This window comes from Paenibacillus sp. JCM 9796 (assembly GCF_055379675.1).
The window spans coordinates 2964882-2985943 of sequence record NZ_AP043723.1; the positions used below are offsets into that span (position 1 = coordinate 2964882).

15 protein-coding genes are annotated in these 21062 nt (G+C 56.0%); 6 read left to right on the forward strand and 9 right to left on the reverse strand.

Going from position 1 to position 21062, the window contains the following annotated elements:
• Nucleotides 1-65: 65 nt before the first annotated feature.
• Complete coding sequence (locus ACZ439_RS14290) at nt 66-1688, reverse strand: nitrite/sulfite reductase (RefSeq protein ID WP_127608690.1); 1623 nt, start codon at nt 1686-1688, stop codon at nt 66-68.
• A 319-nt stretch (nt 1689-2007) separates the two neighbouring features.
• Here ACZ439_RS14290 and ACZ439_RS14295 point away from each other — a divergent pair, with 319 nt between their 5' ends.
• Both ACZ439_RS14295 and ACZ439_RS14300 read left to right on the forward strand, forming a co-directional pair.
• Nucleotides 2008-2220 (forward strand): DUF2759 family protein, encoded by a 213-nt coding sequence (locus tag ACZ439_RS14295; RefSeq protein WP_127608691.1) that lies wholly within the window; start codon nt 2008-2010, stop codon nt 2218-2220.
• Between the two features lie 265 nt (nt 2221-2485).
• A protein-coding gene (locus tag ACZ439_RS14300) for an IS3 family transposase (RefSeq protein ID WP_464619814.1) occupies nt 2486-4035 on the forward strand; the annotation gives its coding sequence in 2 pieces (ribosomal slippage) (nt 2486-3131 and nt 3131-4035; 1551 coding nt in all).
• Nucleotides 4036-4110: 75 nt separating this feature from the next.
• On the opposite strand, the gene ACZ439_RS14305 is transcribed toward ACZ439_RS14300, so the two are convergent.
• On the reverse strand, nt 4111-5079 hold the full coding sequence (locus ACZ439_RS14305) for a sugar phosphate isomerase/epimerase family protein (protein ID WP_127608692.1): 969 nt from the start codon (nt 5077-5079) through the stop codon (nt 4111-4113).
• A 610-nt stretch (nt 5080-5689) separates the two neighbouring features.
• Between ACZ439_RS14305 and ACZ439_RS14310 the strand changes: the two genes are divergently transcribed.
• Nucleotides 5690-5998, forward strand: coding sequence for a hypothetical protein (locus tag ACZ439_RS14310; protein ID WP_054798619.1), 309 nt, complete (start codon nt 5690-5692; stop codon nt 5996-5998).
• Between the two features lie 109 nt (nt 5999-6107).
• Here ACZ439_RS14310 and ACZ439_RS14315 read toward each other — a convergent pair whose 3' ends face one another.
• From ACZ439_RS14315 to ACZ439_RS14340, 6 genes are all read right to left on the reverse strand, one after another.
• A complete protein-coding gene (locus ACZ439_RS14315) occupies nt 6108-7259 on the reverse strand; it encodes an MBOAT family O-acyltransferase (protein WP_141336193.1) in 1152 nt (383 codons plus the stop codon).
• 167 nt (nt 7260-7426) lie between these two features.
• The gene (locus ACZ439_RS14320; protein ID WP_464619815.1) at nt 7427-8356 is read right to left on the reverse strand and encodes a hypothetical protein; all 930 of its coding nucleotides are present in this window, start codon (nt 8354-8356) and stop codon (nt 7427-7429) included.
• 6 nt (nt 8357-8362) lie between these two features.
• Nucleotides 8363-9559, reverse strand: coding sequence for a class-II aminoacyl-tRNA synthetase family protein (locus ACZ439_RS14325; RefSeq protein ID WP_127608694.1), 1197 nt, complete (start codon nt 9557-9559; stop codon nt 8363-8365).
• A gap of 6 nt (nt 9560-9565) precedes the next feature.
• On the reverse strand, nt 9566-9817 hold the full coding sequence (locus tag ACZ439_RS14330; protein ID WP_054798620.1) for an acyl carrier protein: 252 nt from the start codon (nt 9815-9817) through the stop codon (nt 9566-9568).
• Nucleotides 9818-9968: 151 nt separating this feature from the next.
• Nucleotides 9969-13220, reverse strand: coding sequence for an FG-GAP repeat domain-containing protein (locus tag ACZ439_RS14335; RefSeq protein WP_464619816.1), 3252 nt, complete (start codon nt 13218-13220; stop codon nt 9969-9971).
• 110 nt (nt 13221-13330) lie between these two features.
• Complete coding sequence (locus ACZ439_RS14340; RefSeq protein ID WP_464619817.1) at nt 13331-14845, reverse strand: diguanylate cyclase domain-containing protein; 1515 nt, start codon at nt 14843-14845, stop codon at nt 13331-13333.
• A gap of 351 nt (nt 14846-15196) precedes the next feature.
• Here ACZ439_RS14340 and ACZ439_RS14345 point away from each other — a divergent pair, with 351 nt between their 5' ends.
• Nucleotides 15197-17716: a U32 family peptidase gene (locus ACZ439_RS14345; protein WP_464619818.1), complete on the forward strand. Its 2520-nt coding sequence runs from the start codon at nt 15197-15199 to the stop codon at nt 17714-17716.
• A gap of 190 nt (nt 17717-17906) precedes the next feature.
• On the opposite strand, the gene ACZ439_RS14350 is transcribed toward ACZ439_RS14345, so the two are convergent.
• Nucleotides 17907-18968 (reverse strand): hypothetical protein, encoded by a 1062-nt coding sequence (locus tag ACZ439_RS14350; RefSeq protein WP_054798282.1) that lies wholly within the window; start codon nt 18966-18968, stop codon nt 17907-17909.
• A 243-nt stretch (nt 18969-19211) separates the two neighbouring features.
• Here ACZ439_RS14350 and ACZ439_RS14355 point away from each other — a divergent pair, with 243 nt between their 5' ends.
• Together ACZ439_RS14355 and ACZ439_RS14360 are read left to right on the forward strand one after the other, a co-directional pair.
• A complete protein-coding gene (locus tag ACZ439_RS14355; protein ID WP_201317871.1) occupies nt 19212-20351 on the forward strand; it encodes an ABC transporter ATP-binding protein in 1140 nt (379 codons plus the stop codon).
• Nucleotides 20344-21057, forward strand: coding sequence for an ABC transporter permease subunit (locus tag ACZ439_RS14360; protein ID WP_174817596.1), 714 nt, complete (start codon nt 20344-20346; stop codon nt 21055-21057). Before ACZ439_RS14355 ends, ACZ439_RS14360 begins: the two co-directional genes overlap by 8 nt.
• Nucleotides 21058-21062: the final 5 nt, after the last annotated feature.

The window sequence follows — 21062 nt, forward strand, 5'->3', positions numbered from 1 at the left end:
ACATCTTAAGAAAAAGCACGGGCTCGCTTCCTAAGAAGCAAACCCGTGCTTTTTAACTAACGGTATTATACGTATGCGATTTCGGCAAGAATCGAAGTCAATTTTTCTTGGAAGGCTTGAACGCCGACACGACCGACGAATTGATGGAACGATTCTTCCGGACCGCGGTTTTCTTTGAAGAACAGGATTAATTGTTCCAGAACCGGACCTACTTGATCGCCTTTCACGCGGCCTTTCAACGTCTCGTTGAATTTTGCGCCAGGTCCAAGAATACCGCCAACCGATAGATCGAATGCATCGACCATGCCTTCCGGCGTCTTCACCAAAGCGCCCTGCAAACCGATATCGGCGATGTGCTTCTGACCGCATGCGTTCGGGCAGCCGATGAAGTGAATGCGCACTTCTTCATCGAGTTCAACATTTTTGTCCAAATATTCGGCAACGGCACGAGCCCGCTCTTTCGTCTCAACGACGGCCAAATTACAGAACTCGTTGCCCGTACAGGATACCGTGCGGCTCATGAAGTGTTTCGGGTTCGGCGTCAAGCGCTCCAGAACTTTGGCAGCCAACGCTTTATCGACGTTCTCGTCCTTAACTCCTGAAATAATGATGTTTTGCGATACGGTTGTCCGGATATGTCCGTCGCCGTAAGTATCGGCGATTTCGGCCAATTCGGATAACTCATCGCCGCTCAAGCGGCCAACCGGAACGCTAAGGCCGATATAGTTCAAGCCTTCTTGTTTTTGCTTGTGCACGCCATCGAAATAGGCTGCTGTCCAGCCAACGACTCGATCTTCGCCAAGCGAAGGCATTTCGCCGATGACTTCAACCAGCTTTTCTTTGAATTTCTCTGGACCCCAATCGGCTACGAGGAATTTCAGACGGGCATGATGGCGCTTCTCGCGGTAACCGTAATCACGGAAGATCGTTGTGACGCCGATCGCGACTTTCAATACTTCCTCTGGACGAACGAACAAGTCAAGTTTTTTCGCAAGGTGAGGCTTCGCGGACAAACCGCCGCCAACCCATGCATGGAAGCCAAGCACTTCTTGACCGTCAATCACTTTGGATGCCGGTGTAAATGCCAAGCATTGAATTTCGGCATGGCCGGAGTTATAAATATTAGAAGAAATGGACATTTTATATTTGCGCGGCAGATTTGAGAAATCACGGTTCAACAAGAAGAAATCGTTGACTTCGTTAACCAGCGCCGTTGTGTCGAAAAGCTCGTCTTTGTCGATACCGGCCAGCGGGTTGCCGACAATGGTACGCGGGCAGTCACCGCATGCTTCATAAGAATAGAGGCCGACTTTTTCCAGACGGTTGAAAATGTCCGGCAGCTGCTCGACAGTCAGCCAGTGGAATTGAATGGCTTGACGAGTCGTAACGTCCACCAGGTTGCGGCCGTAATCTCTGGCGATGTCCGCCATAGCGCGTGCTTGAGCGGTTGTCATGATACCGGAAGGCACGCGGACACGCATCATGAAGTGACCGTCTTTCGGCTTTTGCTCATAGACGCCAGCCCATTTAAACAGATTCATATCATCCGGGGTAATCGAGCTGTAACCCTCGTGAGCGTATTTTTCGATGATAGTGCGGATGACGTCAAGACCGTCTTTCTCCAACTTTACGAGTTCCATTTTGTTTAATTTGGACGTATCGGCCGCCCAAATAGCTTCATAGGCCATGGTGTATGCTCCTCCTTGACGTGTGGAAATAATTCCGATCAAACTGGTGTGAAAAATAAACTACACTTATAGTAACACTTTTAAGAGGTCGAGTAAATCGTTTGCGATGAACAACGCTATAACGATTTATTATAATTAATGCGGGTTTGTATTATACTTTGATCGACCCGGCGGGCCTTCAGAAAATGTTGACAATCTTGTTACATATCTATGGAATTCGCAGCTTTGGAAATATCGTTCCGGATAATTCGCTTGCAACTCGCAGCGAGTCAAGCTAAGATTAGTATAAGCATTTCTGTATATAGAAGGAGGTCTCTCCATGTTTTTGGCTGAAGAGGCAGCAAAAACCGCAAGCACATTTACTTGGTTCGATCCGTTCGTACTTCTGATTACGATCATTATCGCCATCGGTGTGCTCCGGCAGCTGGCAGCCCCTAAGAAAAATCTATTTGCCATCGGTTTCGGAGTAGTGGCGCTGCTAGTCTTTGGATTCATGGATTTTATCATGATCAAAGGCTGGATGGGGATGTAAGGCCCCCGATTCCATTCAAATAAGCGCGAAACCAACAAGAGGCTGTCCCAAAAGCAGAAATCTGCTTAAGGGCAGCCTCTTTCTTGTAGGCATCCTCGAAAATTTCAAACACAGCCAAGGCTGACTCGGCTTCTCTTGGAGCTTGGCTATTTGTTTAAAAAGTAAAACAAGGGGTATCCCTCAGCCATGTTCATGGCTTGATATGCTCCCCATACGGTAGACAGGTGAAATAATAAAACCTGTTACTGTAAGGGGAGCATTTTTCATGTCTATAAAAGAACGGACAGCCTCAGAGAAATTCGCCATCATTCAGGAAATCGAAACGGGTCGTATTAGCATTAAAAATGCAGTCAAAGATTTCGGCATTACCAAAACAACCATCGCCAAATGGCGTCGTCGGTATCGCTTGTATGGCAATGAAGGATTGGAGGTTCGCACCCGTAATCGCAGTTATTCTGCCGAGCTTAAACTCCAAGCCGTCAAAGACTATCTTGAAGGTGGATTATCGCAGTATCAGGTGATCGATAAGTACAAGATGGCCAGCCGAAATCAACTCTCGCGCTGGATAAAGAAGTATAATGGTCATAGTAGCTTAAGGGCTTATACAGGGGGAACAGCTATGACCAAGGGACGCTCGACAACATGGCAGGAGAGGATTGACATTGTCCTGTACTGCCTTGCAAATGGACAAGAGTATAAGAAAGCAGCGAATCATTTCCAGGTTTCCTATCAGCAAGTGTACGGATGGGTCAAGAAATATGAAGCAGGCCAAGAGGCTCTACGGGACGGAAGAGGGCGTACGAAGGCACCAGAGGAGCTAACCGATGCGGATCATCATAAGCTCGCCATGAAGAAGCTGGAGTACGAGAATGAACGACTCCGGGCGGAGAATGCTTTTCTAAAAAAGTTGCAGGAGTTCGAAAGGAGGCGTCCCTAAGCGCACTGCGACAAGAGAACGTCTACCTAGCTATCCAAGCCATTCAGCAAGCGGAGTCGCTCAGCATACAGCTTCTGTGCGAGGTTGCGGGGATTCCAAGGTCGAGCTATTACAAATGGCTTCATCGCGTTCCGAGTGTTCGCGAAGCAGAGAACCAGGAACTGACGGAAGTGATGATGTTCTTGTACGAGAAGGTTGAGGGCACCTTCGGCTACCGTCAGTTAACGCTGCATATGCGTCGCCAAACCAAGAGACCCATTAATCATAAGCGCGTGCAACGCCTGATGAAGATAAAGGGGATTCAGTCAGTGATCCGCAGAAAGAAAAAGAAGTATGAACGCTCTACACCGCAACAGGTGGCTGAAAATCTGCTTAATCGCAACTTCCAAGCGGACGTACCAAATCAGAAATGGGTAACCGACGTAACGGAATTCAAATACGGAAACGGTCAGAAGGCATATTTAAGCGCCATTCTCGACCTCCATGATAAATCCATTGTTTCCTATGTATTGGGGCACTCCAACAACAATCCTCTCGTCTTTAAGACGTTGAAATTGGCCCTGCGTGCCGCGCCTAAAAGCCGGCCAATGCTCCACAGCGACCGTGGTTTCCAGTACACGTCATTGCGCTTTAAGGAGATGTTGGATGAAGCTAAAATGAAACAGAGCATGTCCCGGGTAGGTTGCTGTATCGACAACGGCCCCATGGAATCATTCTGGGGAACGTTGAAATGCGAGAAATATTATTTGCATACCTACCGCAGCTTTGAGGCACTGAAAAAGGACATAGATGACTATATCCATTTTTACAATAACGAACGATTACAAGCAAAACTAAACGGCCTCAGTCCCATGGAATTCAGGACAAAGGCCGCTTAACTGATTTTTATTTTTTGTACTGTCTACTTGACGGGGTGCAGTTCAGCTTTGGGACAGCCCCTTGTTTTCTGCTGCTTACACCCACCACATTTGGCCGAGCGGTTCTTTGATCAGCACTTGCTGCAAGTTTTGGACCGCTTTGGTGAAGCCTTCTTCAACGGACATCAGGCCGTCTTCATGCTCGATGCTGACGACATAGTCGTAACCGACGAGGCGCAAAGCGCTGATGATGTCAGCCCAGGTTTTGATATCATGGCCATACCCGACGGTGCGGAACTGCCAAGCGCGGTCGAGCATATTCGTGTAAGGCTGCATATCAGTTAAGCCGTAGCGATTAACGTTGATCGGATCAATCGTCGTATCTTTCGCATGGAAGTGGTGAATCGCTCCGGCGCGGCCGAGAATTTGCACCGCCTGTACCGGATCTATACCCTGCCACCACATATGGCTCGGATCAAGGTTGGCGCCGATGACGTCGCCTGCCGCTTCACGCAGACGAAGCAAGGTAGCCGGTGTATGTACGGAAAAGCCTCCGTGCAGCTCCAAGCCGAATTTGATGCCGCGGTCGGAAGCGTATTTCCCCGTTTCCGTCCAGTACGGAATCACCTTGTTGGTCCATTGCCAATCCAAAATCTCTTGAAATTCAGGCGGCCAAGGGGCGACCGGCCAGTTCGGATATTTCGCGTCCTCGGAGTCGCCGGGACAACCGGAGAATGTGTTGACGACCGGCACTTCGAGCCGCTGCGCGAGGTCGACCGTTTTGATAATCGTATCATGGTAATCTTTGGCGACGGCTTTCTGCGGGTGCAGCGGGTTTCCGTGACAGCTCAGCGCGCTAATCGTTAGTCCGCGGGACTCAACTGCATGCTTGAATGCTTTCAGCTTGCTATCGTCCGAGAGCAGAACGTCCGGATCGCAGTGCGAATTGCCCGGCCAAGCGCCGGTGCCGATTTCGACCGCTTCAAGTCCTTGCGCGGCGATCAGATCGAGCGCTTCCTCCAGCGGTTTTTGTTGAAACAAGACCGTAAAAACCCCTAACTTCATAAGACACCTCCGAATGATGGAAATCTAAATGTACGCGTGTACAAACAACAATTCAACCAGAATTATACCATTAGTCGGCCTGGTCTTAAAGTGTCAGTTTTCGTGAACAAGGCAAGCCATCCGGTTCTATCAGACAGGATGGCGATTATCCCTAACAGTGTACCCAAAAGTAAGAACGGCTATCGGTCTTTGTCCGCCGATCAGCGCCATGACGATACCTGCAACGGAAACGGATTGCCAGAACAGCACGTAGTTTTGGAAGCTGTTAAGGTGCTGCAAAAGTGACTAAACACAAACAGACCGCCTGCATGTCGATGAATGGTGAAAATTTTGTCTAAAAGAGAATGAAAATCATTCTTAAATGGATCTTACGGAAGTGAATCCCTCCTGCCAGCATCAAATGATGATCTTCAACAAATGAAGAAAGTGAAGGAAGACAGGCTTCAAAACCGCTATCGAAAACTTTTTCGAAAGATTTTCGGTTTCGACAAAACGCTCGACAGTGTTCCCGTTACTTTGTAACACCTTTGACTTATAATGGAAAATGTCTTCGCAAAGGGCAGCTTAGATCATCACACTTTTTAAAGAGAGGGTGGTTCGTATAATAAGAATGAAGGACACACAAATCGTAGAAGCTGTTACAGGCACGTGGCTACGTTTCCCAAACAGCTTTAAAAAGTTTCATTGTTTAGTGGAGCTGCCCGACCAGCTGTCGTTGAACATTAATCTCAAGTCCGGCAGCGTACATATTCATAAGATGGATGGCAATAGCGTATACCAGCCGGTTGGCGAACTGATGCTTCAATTGAATGGAAATCAAGTTCAATGTGCGGTGCAATCTGCCGGGTTAGACTTAATTGAAAGACCGGAGCGGCAGGAGCGCCAAGAGCGCCAAGTGCGGCAGTCCGACGCCAGTTAAACGGGGAATAAATAAGAGTACGGAAAAACGAATAAAAAGCAGCGCTTCCGGATCGGTTGACGGTTCCGGAAGACGCTGCTTTTTATTGGCGTATCGTGCCTGGACGGGGTTACCACGGCCAGTTTGCCAAGCCGCGGTAAATCTTGTAGACGGCTTCGCTATTGCCGCTGTAGACGATGACGGCGGCCGTCACGAACAGCTGCGTCAACGCACAGCGACCGTAGAAGTAGGCGCGCGATACTTTGCGTTTGTTGACGGTCGTGTAGCCGAGCAAGTTTTCCAGCCCAAGCAGCAGCCCGTGGTAGACGCCCCACAGTACGTACAGCCAGCTGAACCCGTGCCACAGGCCGATCAGCACCATGACGAGCAGGGAGAGACCGGCTGCGGTCCATTTGGTCGGCGTTTGGCGCGAGACGAACATGAAGATGTGATCACGGAACCAGTCGCCCAGCGTGGCGTGCCAGTTGCGCCAATACTGCGTGAGCGTAGGCGATTGGAACGGCTTCTTGAAGTTCTCCGGGATGTTGTAGCCCATCAGTCGCCCGAAGCCGACGGCGATATCCGAGTACCCCGAGAAGTCGAAGAAGATGAGCGCGTAGAACCACACCATCAAGAACAGCGATTGGTGTGTGTGCAGCTCCTGCGCCGACACGTGATTGAACACGTCAGTCATCCAGGTGACCAGCACGATCTTTTTGAACATCCCCAAGATGATGCGCTTGACGTTCTCCTCGGTTTGCGCTGCGTCCACCTGATAGGGCTGTTTTGTATCGGCCATGAAATCGCGGAATTTCAAGATCGGGCCGGACGTGAAGGTCGGAATGAACAAAATATAGTTAAAATAGTCCAGCGCCTTAGTACGGGCTTCTTTCCCGATGAAGTACGCAAAGTAAAGGGCGTCGACCACCTTCAGAACGTTGTAAATCAGTCCGAGGGCTATGACGGCGTCGAACAGCGGATGCGTGAACAGCTCCATGCCGAACAGCCGGAGCGAGCAGACGGCTGCTACGTTGGCTGCGATGAGCAGCACGAACATGGTACGACGCCATCTCGTGGTCCGGCACAGCCAAAGAAACGCCAAGTAGTTCAAGGCGGTGTAAACGAGATAGAAGACGAACAGCTTCTGGCTAAAAACGAACAGAAAGCATAGATTGAACGCCAGCAGCAAGTATCGCTTGTTGCCCGGCCAGCGGCGGGTGAGCGCAAGCACCAGCACCATGCCGATGATGGCGATCACGGCGTTCATATTCAAGTACCACATGTATAATCCTCCAAGCGCGCGGGGCGCGGCTGCGTGCATTTCGGGAAGGCGCTGGTTGCAGACCGGAAGCTTGGACTGCCGCCCCCTCGGTTAGAAACCTTCGTAGATGAACAGCCCTTTGCCGGTAAAATAAACGAGCACCAAGACGAGCATGGCCAAGTACACAATCACTTCGATGATTTGGCGAGCGAATCGAGCCACGCGTCCACCTCCTTCGTAAACACGGGCGCGCCTTCTTGACGGCTCAAGTGAACCAAGTCGTGCATATATTTCGGATCGTACGCGGTCAGCAGATCGAGCGTCGGAACGCCGGCCGCCTGCAAGCGGGCGTTAACGTCCTGCTGCAGTCCCGGCATGTAACGGGGCAGCGCGTAATCGCGATTCCAAGGCATCCAGACGACCCGCAGCGGCAAGCTTTGGGATTGGGCATACCGGATGATCCAATCGAGCGCCGCCAGATTGTCCTTGTACTCGTGCTGCGAGACCCAGCCGAACCGGCGGTCGTAATCGGCCTCCTTGGCCTTCAGCTTGTCCGCTTCGATGCGGCCGAAGTACAGCTCTTTGTCAATCCAGCGGGGCTCGTAGCGGATCAGTTCGGCGGCGTCGAGCCGGGTGATGCCCTTGTAGAGCTGCCGGACGGCCTCCGTGCCCGAGTCGCGGAAGTAATCGCGGTATGCGTAGACGTACGGCTGGTACCACGGTTTGAACCACGGGTAGGTCGGGTCCGTCTCCAAAATATCGAGCATCGTATGAACGTCAATCCCGATGACGAGCTGGTCTTCGACGTGAAAGCGTCCTTGCTCGAGAATCGCCTTCAGATCGGTCAGCTTGCCATAGGACAAGCCCATCTCGATCAGCTTGGATCTGGAATCTTGCTCGATGTAAGCGCCGGTGACCGCCGAATTGCCGTAGAAGACCGGTCCGTGATTCTGCCACCCGTGATGATATAAAGTCTTGGTAAAGTCGTTTTTGTAAAAACGCCGCGACGTCACCATCGGATCCCAATACGAGATCAGGAGATCCGACAGCACGAAAGCGGCGAGCAGCAGAAGCACGAAGCTGTTTTTGCGTAACAGGGCAAATGTCTTTGACATCATAACGCGTTAGACCGATTTTAGCTGCCAAGCGTGATATTGCTCGCGGAACGCAGCCGGCCACTCAGACTCGTCCAGTCCGTATTGGGCCAGGAAAGCGAACGTCCACCGCTCGATACCGAAGCCGACGCAGCCGGTGACGGCGGGACGCTTGCCCGTTTTGATATTAAAGGCGTTGCCGAACGTATTGCTGTGGAAATTGACCGAGCTGCAGGCGATCGATTTCTTAATATGCGGAATGGTCAGTCTGAGCTCGTATTTCATCTCTTGATTGCGTTGGAACGAAGCCTTTACCTGGAAATCGTTCGTGAAGAACGGGTCGTTGGCGATTTCCATCACGCTGTCCACGTTCCATTCGACGGCCAGCTCTTTCAAATATTCGATAGCGCGAAGTCGGTTCTCCTTCACGAACTCCGGTTTGCCGACGAAGATGATCTCGCGCATGCTGAAGTCGAGCAAACGCCCGAAATCGGTATGGTTGCGCGATTCGAAGCGATGGCATTTGGAGATTGCCGTGACCACGACGCCATCGCCATCGAGCGTCTCGTTCTGCAGCCCTTCGTAGCAGTGGTAGCATGTCGAAGGGTTCATTGTAAACTTCGGCTTCGGCATGTTGGCGTTCAGATCCAGCGGCGCGTCGTGCTGCCAACCGCCGTTGTCGCGGACCGCTTGGGAGAACGCTTCGATGATGTCCAAATCCTCCCGCAGGTGAGTCAGAAAATGAATGTGCTCCGGGAACGAAGTGAAATGGTTCGTTTTGTTCAGCGAGTCGGCGTGAATGACGGCCGGATATTCTTCCGTGGTGACGCCTTCGAAGCGGCTGGCGATCTTGGACACGAAGCTGTAGTCGAAGAAGCGCATCAAGCTCGAGAACGGCTCGCGGAAGATGAACAGGCCCGGCTCCAGCACCTTGATGATCTTCTTGGCGGCGAGCTCGGCGATAATATCCTGCTCGTACGGGGTAACGGTTTTGTGTTCGAAAAGAATATTTTCCTTAAAGCCGAAGTCCCCTTGAGAGAAACGGTCGATCAGCTTGCGGACGCGATCTTCGATCGCGCCGTTGCCTTTCGGAGATTCGTGTACGATGCGAAGGGTCGTGCCTTCGAGCCGAATGTCCGAGATCGTCTCGTCAATGAACGAAGCAGCGTATTTCACTTGTCCGTGTTGGCTGGGGGCAAGGCCCTCCAGGGATACGATACATTCCACCTTGCGTTACCTCGCCTTCTTGAGATGAATGAACGATGCGATTTCCCGAACAGTGTTCATAGGATGCAGCATGAGATCTTGCGGCGTCACTTGGATGCCGTACGTCTTCTCAATATGCGCGATCAACGCGGTCGCGCCGATGGAATCGATAAAGCCGTAGTCGAACAGATGAACGTCAACCGTGAAGTCGTCGTCGTCATCGGCGATGTCGTAGCGGCTTTTGATATGCGATTCCAGCTCTTCAAGCAGTTCTTGCATGGGGAAGCCTCCTCAAGAATTGTAGCTTTAACGAAACAGGGACGTTGGAACGTTGGAACGTCAACAGTCGATTGTTGAATGATCGAACCATGATGCGCTATGGATGCGCCGATTTACCGGTCCTTGGAGCGGCGACCGATCAAGCGCCGGACTACGGCTCGCTCCAAGTAATCGTCAGCTCTACAGGGTCGCCGTAATGCGTGACCGTGTATGTGCCGTCTGCTGCGTCATGCCGAACGTCCGCATCCGGCCCTTCGATGACAAGCGGCTTCGCGCTTTGCAGCTTCACCTGCTGCATGCCTGCCGCGTCGAGCCGCAGCGTCCAGCGGCCCGGGGCCGCTTTCAGCACGTACGGCACGTTCACGCGCTGCATGTGCAGAGGCGCGGTGTCCGCCGCGGCCGTGTCCGGCTTGACGAAGCGCACTTCCGTCGGCCCCGGCGCGCCGAAGTAGAGTTTGCCGCCGCGCAGATCGCGCACGTCGGCGTGCGTCGTCGGCTGCCGGCCGGTGTACGCGCTGCCCGGCTCGACGACGAGGCCGAGCGTGCCGAGGTATTCCGCCGCCTGTTCAGGTACGGAAGCTGTGTCCGGCGTAGCCGTGAACCGCGGGTCGGCCGGCAGGCCGAGCATCCTGTTCAACCGCAGGGTCACGGCGTCCATCCAGGAGCGGTGCAGTTTCACATCGGTCGTCATCGCGTTCATGAACGTACGGGCCATTTGCGGTTCCGTCATAAAATTATAGTTATGCGCTGTGCGCAGCTCGTCCAAATATTGAACGAATTCCAGCAGCTCGTTCACGCGCAGCGGAAAATGGTACTCGATATGCTCGAAATAATCGATCGGCATGTCGTTCGCGACATAGGCTTCGAACAAGTCTTTCGTCGACGTGTTCGGGTCTGTCCGCAGCACGGGTGCCGGCGTGTAGAGCATCATCGGCTGCTTCAGATCCGGCGCGCCGCCGGAGTCGGTCATCAGGAAGGGCAGCCCCCAGTTGTATTCGACGCCGAGCCGCGGATCGGCTTTGATGAACGAAGGCTTGAAGCCGAAGTTAAACCAAATGTCCGCTTCCCGTTCGTTCGTAAACGTCTGCGTTCGCGCCGGGTTGTTGATGCGCCACGTATGCTGGTTCGTGCCGGTCTGTTTCCACGGGATGCCGAGCTTGTCGAACGCCTGCCGGTGCAGGGCGATTTCCTGCTTCTCCTGCGCGTCGCTTGTATATTGGTGAAAGAAAAGATGCGGGTACAACTCCAGTCGATGTTCCGCACTATAGTGAATAAACTCGGCGAGCTGTTCCTTGTAAGGAAAGCCGGGCTCGTCGATGGGATAAGGGGCGCTGAATTCGAGCTGCCCGACGACCAGGTCGTCCAAGCCGTCGCCGTTCAGATCCGCCCACAGCGGAACGGCGTTATGGCCGCCGACAAGCGCATGGTTGCCCAGCTGATTCACGGTCGCGCCTTCCACGACGCCGGCAGCGCGCCACGTCATGGCGCCTGCGGCGTCCGTCTGCTGCACGTAGACGCGCAGGTCGCCTTCCAGGCCGCCGACGACGAGGTCGGCGCGTCCGTCACCGTCCATGTCGCGGACGGACGGCGCAGCGAACGCCGCGGGCAGCCGGAACAGCGCCTGCCCGCGCCCGAACCCGGGCGCGCCGCCGGTCCCCCGCGCGCCGGCAAACAGCGTCACCGCACCATCGCCATCCCCGACCACAAGGTCGGGGATGCCGTCTCCGGTGACGTCACCGACGGCCGCCGCCAGCGGTGCAGCGGCGCGAATCGGCTGCCCGCCGCCAAGCAGCGGAGCGGGCGCGGTGAACCGGCCGTCGGCTGCGCCGTAAGCGACGGCGAGCGTGCCGTCGGCCCGGCCGATCAGCAGATCCGGCCGGCCGTCGGCGTTAAGATCGTACGCTGCGACACCGGCGCACGGACCGCCTGCGGTCAGCGGAGCGCCGCCGGTGTCGCGGAGCGGCTCGCGCGGACCGAAGCTGAGCGGCGGCGCCTGCCCTGCAGGGAGCGCCTGCGCCGGATGGGCCTCGCCGCCGGCCGTGAGGCCGGGGTACAGATACAATCCGCCGTCGCTGGAGCCGACGGCCAAATCGATCCGCCCGTCGCGGGTCAGATCGGCGAGCGCGGGTACCGCCCGCACCGGCTGCGTAATCGGATCGCCGAGCGACCGGTACTCCGGGTACGCGGCCAGCCGGATCGGAGCGCCGTCCGCCAGCAGCCGCGTGCCGCTGGAGTAGAACGAGTTCGGCGTTTCGCCGGCGAAGGCGGGCTTCGCGTTCGTTCCCGTGTTCAGATGAACGACGACGGATTCCTGCCAACGCCCCCACGTGAACGCGGAACGGACGAGCGAGAACGACGGGATCTGCTGATGTTTCTTCAGCAATTCCGCCCATTGGATGCCTTCCCCGTCGCGAATGGCCTCCATCGCCTCAAAATGATTCTGATGCGCCATCGCAGGCCGCCCATACGGGCCGAGCGTCTTCTTCACGCTGTAACCAAGCTTCAGCTTGGATATGTAAGCGGCGTATTCGGTGCGCATCAGCGCATTGCCCGCCGAGAACGTAAAATGAAAGTACGGTTCCACGGGAAGCTGGCTGCGGTCGAAATAAAGCGCGCCGGTCTTCGGCCGGATCGCGGCATTCTCTTCGGCGGCCAGCTTATCGAAGCCAAGCGCCGGATCCATGCCGCTGCTCAAGTCGTAGCCGGTTAAATAATAGCGGTTGGGCAGCAGCGTGCCGCTCAGGAAGACGGTGCCTTCTCCGTAGCGGTTCACCGTATACAGCGAGATGCCGTTCATCGCCACAAGCGTCTTGGCCGTTGAAGGCACCATGCCCTTGCCCCAAGAAAAACGGCTCAAGCTGCCGTCCGTATCATGACGGAAGAACGTATCGGCGAACGTGCGCAGCACCTGCTGAATGCCGAGCAAATCGGCATCGACGCCGGGATACGTCCACAGGGTGGCGCCTGCTGCTGTCGGGAGCGCCTCGCGATCGGGCGCAGGCACGTCCACCAGACGAGCCGCGCCGAGAAAGGCGGGCTCGAAATCGGCGGCGAACGCATTTTCAAGGAACAAATGCCCGCCCCCCCGAACGTAAGCCTCAAGCGACTGGCGCTGAGCATCCGTTAACGACCGGTGCAGGGACGGGTCCAGGTAAATCGTGTCGTAATCGTGCAGCTTTCGCGCCGATAAACGGGCGAGATCCTGCTTCTCGAGAACGAGCCCGGCCAGCAGCGATTGGCGCAGCTGGCCATATGCGGCCGGGTCGAACGCATCGCCCTGCGTCGCATACAGCATGCGCACCTCGAGCGTTTTGTCGCCGCCAAACAGAACAACAAGAAGAACCGCAAGCGGCAGCAGCCCGAGCGCGGTTACAACCAACTTGCGGAAAGGAGTACGTTTCAAAACAAATCCCTCATTAAGGCAGCTTGCAGGCGATCCGGCCCAGACGGCCGTGTCCGTAAGCAACAAATTGGGTGTTACCCCAGACATTATAGCACGGATGGCCGCCTTTGTTAACTTTCGCGGTCGTAGTCCGGGAAGCTGACGGCTACGCGGTTGCGGCCTTCGGCCTTCGCCCGGTACAGCGCTTTATCCGCATATTCGACAAGCTGCTCGGGGGTGCCGGCCGTATCGGGAACGATTGCAGTCAAACCGACGCTGACGGTCACGTGTTCCGCGATTTTCGTTTGCGCATGCGGGAGCGCCAGACGTTCGATGCGGGAACGAAACTCTTCGGCTAAGTGGAAGGCCTCCTGGAGCGATACGTTTTTCAGGACAGCGGCAAATTCCTCTCCGCCATAACGGGCGACAAAATGCCCGTGCTCGTGCAGCAGCCCGCTGGCGACGGCGGCAATGACGCGAAGCACCTCGTCTCCTCCCAGATGCCCGTAGTGATCGTTATAGTACTTGAAATAATCGACGTCGAATAAAAAGAAAGCCAGCGTCGATTCGCCGGCCGCTCCTTCGTTCCAAGCTTGCAGCAAATACTCGTCCAGCTTGCGGCGGTTCGGAATGCCGGTCAAGCCGTCGAGGTCGGACAGCTTTTGCAGCTTCCCCAGCGCGTCCTGCAGCTTTTTCTCGGTATTTTTACGGGCGGTGATGTCCCGAATGGTAATCAAATAGGCGCCTTCTTCTTGATAAACAATCGGAGAGACGGACAGCTCGACTTCGACCGTCGTTCCGTCCAAACGCAAAAACCGCTGCTCGATCAAGTCCGATTTCAGCGTTCCTGCCTTTATGGATTGCCAGTCCCGGTAGGCTTTCTCCAAGAGCGACGGATGGATGAAGTCGACAATCGGACGGTTTAAAATATCTTTCGGAGACGCGGCATGAAGCAGCTTCAAGCCTTTATCGTTGATGAACACGATGTTGCGGCCGGATATCGCCAGCGTAGCGTCCGGTGACGAAGCGATGAGGTGCCGGTATCGCTCCTCGCTTTCCTGCAGCTTCCGAATGGAGGCATGAGAACGGATGATATTTAGAAAAATGTATACCGACAGCAGTCCGACGCCCGTGGAAACGAGCCATTGATTCGTCAGAACCAGAGGCGCTTTACTCAGATTGCCGGCCTGATTCAAGTTAATCAGAATGATGATGGAGATGCCGGTCATCGCGAAGACGTTCAACCCGAAGAAACGCAGCAGGGTAAGTCCTTTGCGTCCTGCCAGGAAGCCGCATACGACGGAGATCAGAAGCATCATGCCACCCGACGTGAAGGCGGCGAAAGAGGCGCCGAACAAGCCGATGCGTCCGCAAAGGATGAATACGCCTGCGATGATGGCCGGAATCGGCCCGCCCTGCAGGGCGGCGATGACCATAGGGATATGCCGCAGATCGGCGATGACGTCCGATTCCACGTGAATGCTGAAAATCATCAGCAGAACGCCCAGCAGCCCGAAGCAGATCCCCGCGAACACTTTTGTCGGCCAGGGAGAGTCCACGTGGAGCGGTCGTTCTTTGAACCATTGTCCTATAATAAAAAAGGAAGCGACGAGTATCGACGCGTTCGCAATAAAGTCTTTGAACATGATTGGCGGTCCTCCACCATTTTAAACTTGCTTTTACTATACAGGAATCTTTTGCCCATCATAACTGGTAATAAATGGGTGCCCTCCCGGTTAGAAGGGGCGCGGGATTTCCGCCGCTGCGATAGGTGAAGCGGGGGATGGGCAGTGCTGCTCCTGTATGTAATTCGTCATGTTTTGACATCTTTCCTTTAAGTTCGAGCATGAATTGATTAAAATTTGATCCTTTCGGATCAAAGAGCCGCAGGGGCGCCGAATGGTTTGCCGGGCCGCTTTCTGGTACACTAGAAAAAAAAGCGATGACCGGTAGCTGAATATAAACTGGCTGTACGGCTTGGAGGTAGGGATTTTATCATGCGGGACATACGTAAAACGGATATCGAGCTGCTCGCTCCGGCGGGGGATTGGGATTGCATGCGGGCGGCGGTGGCGAACGGAGCGGACGCCGTCTTTTTCGGGGTGGAGAAGTTTAACGCGCGGGCTCGGGCGAACAATTTTTATACGGACGAGCTTCCGGACATTATGTCGTTCTTGCACCGATACGGGGTCAAGGGGTATTTGACGTTTAACATTCTGGTGTTCGAAGAGGAATTGGATGATGCGCGGCTGCTGATCGAAGCTTGTATCGATGCAGGCGTCGATGCGGTTATCGTGCAGGATTTGGGGCTGGTGCGGTTGATTCGGGAGATCTCTCCGGACTTCCCGATTCACGGCTCGACCCAAATGACGATTACGTCGCCCGAAGCGGTGGAGTTTACGAAGCCGTACAATATGGAGATTGTGGTGCTCGGGCGTGAAAATAATTTGAAGCAAATCCGGCAGATCGGGGAGCAGGCGAAGCTGCCGATGGAAGTGTTCGTGCACGGAGCGTTATGCGTCTCGTATTCGGGACAGTGCTTGACTTCCGAAATGTGGGGCGGGCGCTCTGCGAACCGCGGCGAATGTGCCCAGGCCTGTCGACTGCCGTACGATTTAATGGTAGACGGGCAGCCGAAACCGATGGGCGATGTGGCGTACCTGCTGTCGCCCAAGGACTTGGCAGCCATTGAGCTGATCCCGGAATTGATCGAGGCGGGCGTGAAATCGTTCAAGATCGAAGGCCGGCTGAAAAGCCCGGAGTACGTGGCGAACGTCGTCGGCAAGTATCGCCGCGCGATCGACCGTTATTTCGACGGCGAGAACCCGCAGCCGACGAAGGAAGAGCTTCGCGAGCTGGAGCAAAGCTTCTCCCGCGGCTTTACGTACGGCTTCCTCAAAGGCACGAACAATAAACAGCTTGTCGAAGGCACGTATCCGAAAAGCCGGGGCGTTTACTTGGGCCGCGTCAAGCAGATCCTCCGCGACGGCGTGGTGTGCGAGCTTGAGGCGCCGTTGAAGCGGGGCGACGGCATCGTGTTCGACGCGGGCGACCCGACCAAGAAGGAAGAGGGCGGCCGGGTCTACGACCTGCGGCGCAAGGGCGCGAAGTTCGAGGGCGAGGCGCCGGGCGGCGTGATCGAGATTATTCCGGGGCGCAATGATGTTGACTTGAGCCGGGTGCATGTGGGCGACCGGATCTGGAAAACGAACGATCCGCATCTGGACAAGCGGCTGCGCCAGACGTACGAAACGGACAAGCCGTACCGCGTCTTTCCGGTGCGCGTGAAGGTGACCGGCGCGGCCGGACAGCCGCTGCGCAGCGTATGGACGGACACGGCCGCCGGGCACACGGTAACCGTCGAGTCCGAGCTTCCGCTCGTCCCGGCCGAGAAGCGGCCGATGGACGCCGCGCTGTTCGAAGAGCAGTTCGGGCGTCTTGGCGGTACGGTGTTCGCTTTGGAGTCGGTCGACGTCCACTTGAACGGCGACTTAATCTTGCCGATGCGCGAGCTGAATCAGATGCGCCGCCAAGCGGCGGAGCTGCTGCTCGCCGAGCGGGAGCGCCCGCGCGCTTATGTGAAGCGGTCGGTGGACGTTTATAGCGATACGCCTGCGGCGCCGGCGAAGCCGGCAACGCCGCAGGGCGGGAAGGCGCAGGCGCGGCTGACGGCGCTGTGCCGCAGCCTGCCGCAGGTGGAGGCGGCCGTTGAGACGAACGTCGATCTGATCTACGCCGACTTTGAATTCATCAAGCAGTTCCCGGCGGCTGTGGAAGCTTGCCGCCGGGCGGGCAAGCGGATTGCGCTTGCGACGCCGCGCATTCATATGCCCGGAGAGACGGGCTATTTCAAAAATTTTTTGAACCTCGGACCGGATGCGGTGCTGGTGCGCAACACGGGGGCGGTTTACTGGTTTATGCGGTATTTGGCGGAGCATCCGAACGAGCCGCAGCCGGAACTGATCGGCGACTTTTCTTTGAACGTGGCCAACCATAAGGCGGTGTCGCTGTTCTTGGATGCCGGGCTTTCGCGCGTGACGCCGTCTTACGACCTGAACATCCAACAGATGGTCGATCTGCTGCGCCGCAGCGAGACGTCGCGGCTCGAGATTGTCATTCATCAGCACATGCCGATGTTCCACACGGAGCATTGCGTGTACTGTACGTTCATGAGTCCCGGTACGGACTACACGAACTGCGGCCGCCCTTGCGAGGAGCATCGCGCTTCGCTGAAGGACCGCGTCGGCTTCTCGCATCCGGTGCGTGTGGACGAAGGATGCCGCAACACCGTGTACAACGCGATCGACCAATCGGGCGCGGAATACCTGGCGAATTTCATGGAGCTCGGCGTAGGCCGGTACCGCACAGAGTTTCTTGAAGAAACGCCGGAGAAGGTGCGCGAAGTGATCGGTTTGTACGAACGGGCGCTGCGGGGCGAGATTACGGGAACGACCGTTTGGAAGACGCTCAAATCGACGAACCAGCTCGGCGTGACGCGCGGACAGCTGGTGAAGTAAGCCGGCGGGGGCGGGCGCCAATAGCTTCTGCCCAGCTGCAATAACGGAATGATAGTGCCACATTCGGCCCGTTTCCGGGTTCTTCCATAAAATAGCGAAAATAGCGGAACAATGATGCTGGATTTGCCTCGAGATCAACCCTCACGGGTCGGGAGAAGGGCAATGGCGCACCAGAGTTCCGCTATTTTTATTAGTCGCCGCCTCCGCCGCATCCGGATGAACAGCTGGATGAGGAGCAGCCGGAAGACGAACCGCCGGACGAGGAGCCCCCGTCATCGCTCCCGCCGCCGCGGTCGTCATTCCATGAGCCGGAGCAGCCGCTGCTGCCGCATCCGGAGGAGCTCGAGGCTGCATGCTCCTGTTCCCGGCGGCGCGCCTCCTCCTCAGCGTAGTGCTGCGCCATCAAATCGTCGAAATCGCCGAGATCCGCCGCCGAGTATACGATGAGCGCCCCGGCCAAATACGGCATGTAGCTTGCGGAATCGTGCGCGGGTTTCTCGGCGGAGTAGACGGCGCCGGTCTCGGCGTCCGCCGCTTGCTCCTTGGCTTTGCGGATCAAGCGGGCGATCGTCTCCCCGATCTCGGGATAACGTTCAGCAGCCTTGCGGTTGAACAGGAGGTCAGCGAGCTCGGCCTCGTCCGCTTCCCGCAGTTCCTCCAGGCGCCCGCGGTCGAGCGGATACCGGAAGAACGGCGTCCAAATCCGTGAGGAGTACGGAGTCGGGATGAACAGATTCGCGTATACCCAGTCGAACCATGCCCGTCCCCCGGGATCCGGTTCTCCGCCGCTGTGCGGTGCGTGATGGATGACGGAGCCGACGAAAGCTTCGCTGAATCGATGGTATTCGCGGGTAAACATCAGCATTTCGTGCCAAATGTCGTCGACGGCCTCGCTGAACATCGGTACGTCCTTTAATATCGCCGTCATCAGAAAATATCGTTTTAATTCAAGGAACTTCCAGTTGAATTCGGACGTCGTCATTTGCGGGTGCTTTCGCTGCACACGTTCTCGGAGCATCGCCGGGAAATCCCCGGCAAGCGCCTGTTCGAGCCTTTCCACGGCCGGTCTCAGCGGAAGATCCGGCTGGATACCGAGCGCTTCGGGCAAAGGACCGTCTTCGTACAACGGCTGACGGCCGGGTCCTGACGTACCGCCGCGATGGCGTCGGCGCTGCGTTTGCCCGCGATTCAACAGGGCGATACTGACAAAGACGAGAATGCCGAACAGCAGGATGAGGATAGCGATGACCATGCAGTTCCTCCTTGCAAGGGATTGGATGTAGCTTCCATTATACCAAATGGCTTCGAGCTCTGCGACGAGTGCCGAAAGTTCACAAGTTAGACACATTTTTTTAAGCAAATTTTCAGCTTTGGTTAAGCTGGCATTATTGTTCCGCCCTTATCCTGTTGCTTGTGGTTAGACCGGCCTTAAGTTGGAAATGGCTGTAGGTAAAGGGCATATGAAGGATAGGTTTTAACGATGGGAGGTTTTGACGTGCTTGAGGTCAAACAGGTCAGCAAGTTGTATGAGAATCAAAGGGGCGTCCGTGACATCGATTTCTCGATGAGCCGGGGCGAGATCGTGGGGTTTCTGGGACCCAACGGTGCGGGCAAAACGACAACGATGCGCATGATCACCGGCTACTTGAACCCTTCGCGCGGATCGATTGCGATTGACGGATTGTCCATGGCGGATCATCCGAAAAAGGCGCGGCAAAAAATCGGTTATTTGCCGGAGACGCCGCCGCTTTACCCGGAAATGTCCGTGCTGTCGTATTTGAAATTCATCGCCGACCTACGGGATATTCCCGTACGGGAGCAGAAGCAGCGTATCAGCGAGGTGATCGGGCGCCTCGGCCTGCAGGGCCGGGAGCGGCAAATCATTCGCAGCCTGTCCAAGGGCTACAAGCAGCGGATCGGGCTTGCGCAGGCCATTCTGCACGGACCGGATCTGCTTGTGCTGGACGAACCGACCTCGGGCCTCGACCCGAAGCAGATTATTGAAATCCGCCAGCTTATCCGCGAGCTCGGGGAAAATCATACCGTGCTGCTGAGCACGCACATTTTGCCGGAAATCAACGCGCTCTGCAACCGGGTGCTCATTCTGCATCAGGGACGCATCGTGCTCGACGGACAGCCGGATCAATTGGCGAACTCGCTGAACGATACGTTCGAGGTGTCGCTGGAAGTGAAAGGTCCGCGCGAGACGGTGCTGGCCGAGCTTCGCGCAACGCCGGGCGTATCCTCGGTGCGTGAGCTGACATCCGAGGCCGAATCGCAGCCGGCCATAGCGGCGCCGCTTGAGGAGCGGGCAGGCGAAGCGGCTGCCGGGGAAGAAGCGACGGCTGAAGGTTCGACGTCTTTAGCGGACGGGTCCGGGTCTGAGTCGGGAACGGTGAAGGCCGTTGTCGCGGCGAGCGACCGGGAGGACATTCGCGAAGCGATCTTCTACCGGATGGCTGAGCGGAGACTGCCGATCCTGGCGATGAAGAAGGAGAGCCTCAGCCTGGAGGACATCTTCCTGAAGCTGACGACCGATGAGAAGCTGGACGATGCTGATGCCGGCTCCGATTCCAATTCCTTCGAAGTCGCCGAAGCCGAATCCGAAGAGAAGGAGGTGAACGCCCGTGCGTAGAACGATGGCCATGACCCGCAAAGAGCTGCAAATGTACTTTTATTCGCCGATCGCGTATGCGGCGTTCGCTTTCTTTTTCGTGATCGCGGGGTATTTCTTCAGCGCCAATTTCTTGTACCCGCCCTATGTGGTCGACGTGCGGCCGGTGTTCGGCAATGTGACGTTCGTGTTTCTGTTCATCATCCCGCTGCTGACGATGCGGCTCGTCTCCGATGAGCTGCGGCAGGGCACCGACGAGCTGCTGCTCACCTCGCCGGTCAGCATAACCGAGATCGTCGTCGGCAAGTATGCGTCGGCGCTGACCGTGCTGCTGATGCTGGTGGCGGGCAGCTTGCTGTATCCGCTTATCTTAAGCGCCTACGGCCCGCTCGATCAGCCGGTGCTGTGGCTGTCGTATTTGGCCATGTTCCTGGTCGGAGCGGCGATGATGGCGGTCGGCTTGTTCGCCTCTTCACTCTCGGCGCACCAGATGGTGTCGGGTATCGCGGCATTCGCCATCCTGCTCGTGTTCTGGACGATCGAGTGGCTCGGGGATACGGTAGGCGGGAAAGTCAAAGATTTTCTCGGCATGTTCTCCATCGTCAGCCGGGCCGCCGACCTGCAGAAGGGTGTGCTCGATTTCGCCGACGTGCTGTTCTACGTGACGTTCATTCTGGTGTTTCTGGTGCTTAGCATCCAAGTGCTGGAACGCAAGCGCTGGAGATAAACCGG

What these genes read in the sequence shown, in the direction of transcription:
- ACZ439_RS14290 (WP_127608690.1), bottom strand. Translation starts at nt 1,688, where the DNA reads ATGGCCTATGAAGCTATTTGGGCGGCCGATACGTCCAAATTAAACAAA.
- ACZ439_RS14295 (WP_127608691.1), top strand. Translation starts at nt 2,008, where the DNA reads ATGTTTTTGGCTGAAGAGGCAGCAAAAACCGCAAGCACATTTACTTGG.
- ACZ439_RS14305 (WP_127608692.1), bottom strand. Translation starts at nt 5,079, where the DNA reads ATGAAGTTAGGGGTTTTTACGGTCTTGTTTCAACAAAAACCGCTGGAG.
- ACZ439_RS14310 (WP_054798619.1), top strand. Translation starts at nt 5,690, where the DNA reads ATGAAGGACACACAAATCGTAGAAGCTGTTACAGGCACGTGGCTACGT.
- ACZ439_RS14315 (WP_141336193.1), bottom strand. Translation starts at nt 7,259, where the DNA reads ATGTGGTACTTGAATATGAACGCCGTGATCGCCATCATCGGCATGGTG.
- ACZ439_RS14320 (WP_464619815.1), bottom strand. Translation starts at nt 8,356, where the DNA reads ATGATGTCAAAGACATTTGCCCTGTTACGCAAAAACAGCTTCGTGCTT.
- ACZ439_RS14330 (WP_054798620.1), bottom strand. Translation starts at nt 9,817, where the DNA reads ATGCAAGAACTGCTTGAAGAGCTGGAATCGCATATCAAAAGCCGCTAC.
- ACZ439_RS14340 (WP_464619817.1), bottom strand. Translation starts at nt 14,845, where the DNA reads ATGTTCAAAGACTTTATTGCGAACGCGTCGATACTCGTCGCTTCCTTT.
- ACZ439_RS14345 (WP_464619818.1), top strand. Translation starts at nt 15,197, where the DNA reads ATGCGGGACATACGTAAAACGGATATCGAGCTGCTCGCTCCGGCGGGG.
- ACZ439_RS14350 (WP_054798282.1), bottom strand. Translation starts at nt 18,968, where the DNA reads ATGGTCATCGCTATCCTCATCCTGCTGTTCGGCATTCTCGTCTTTGTC.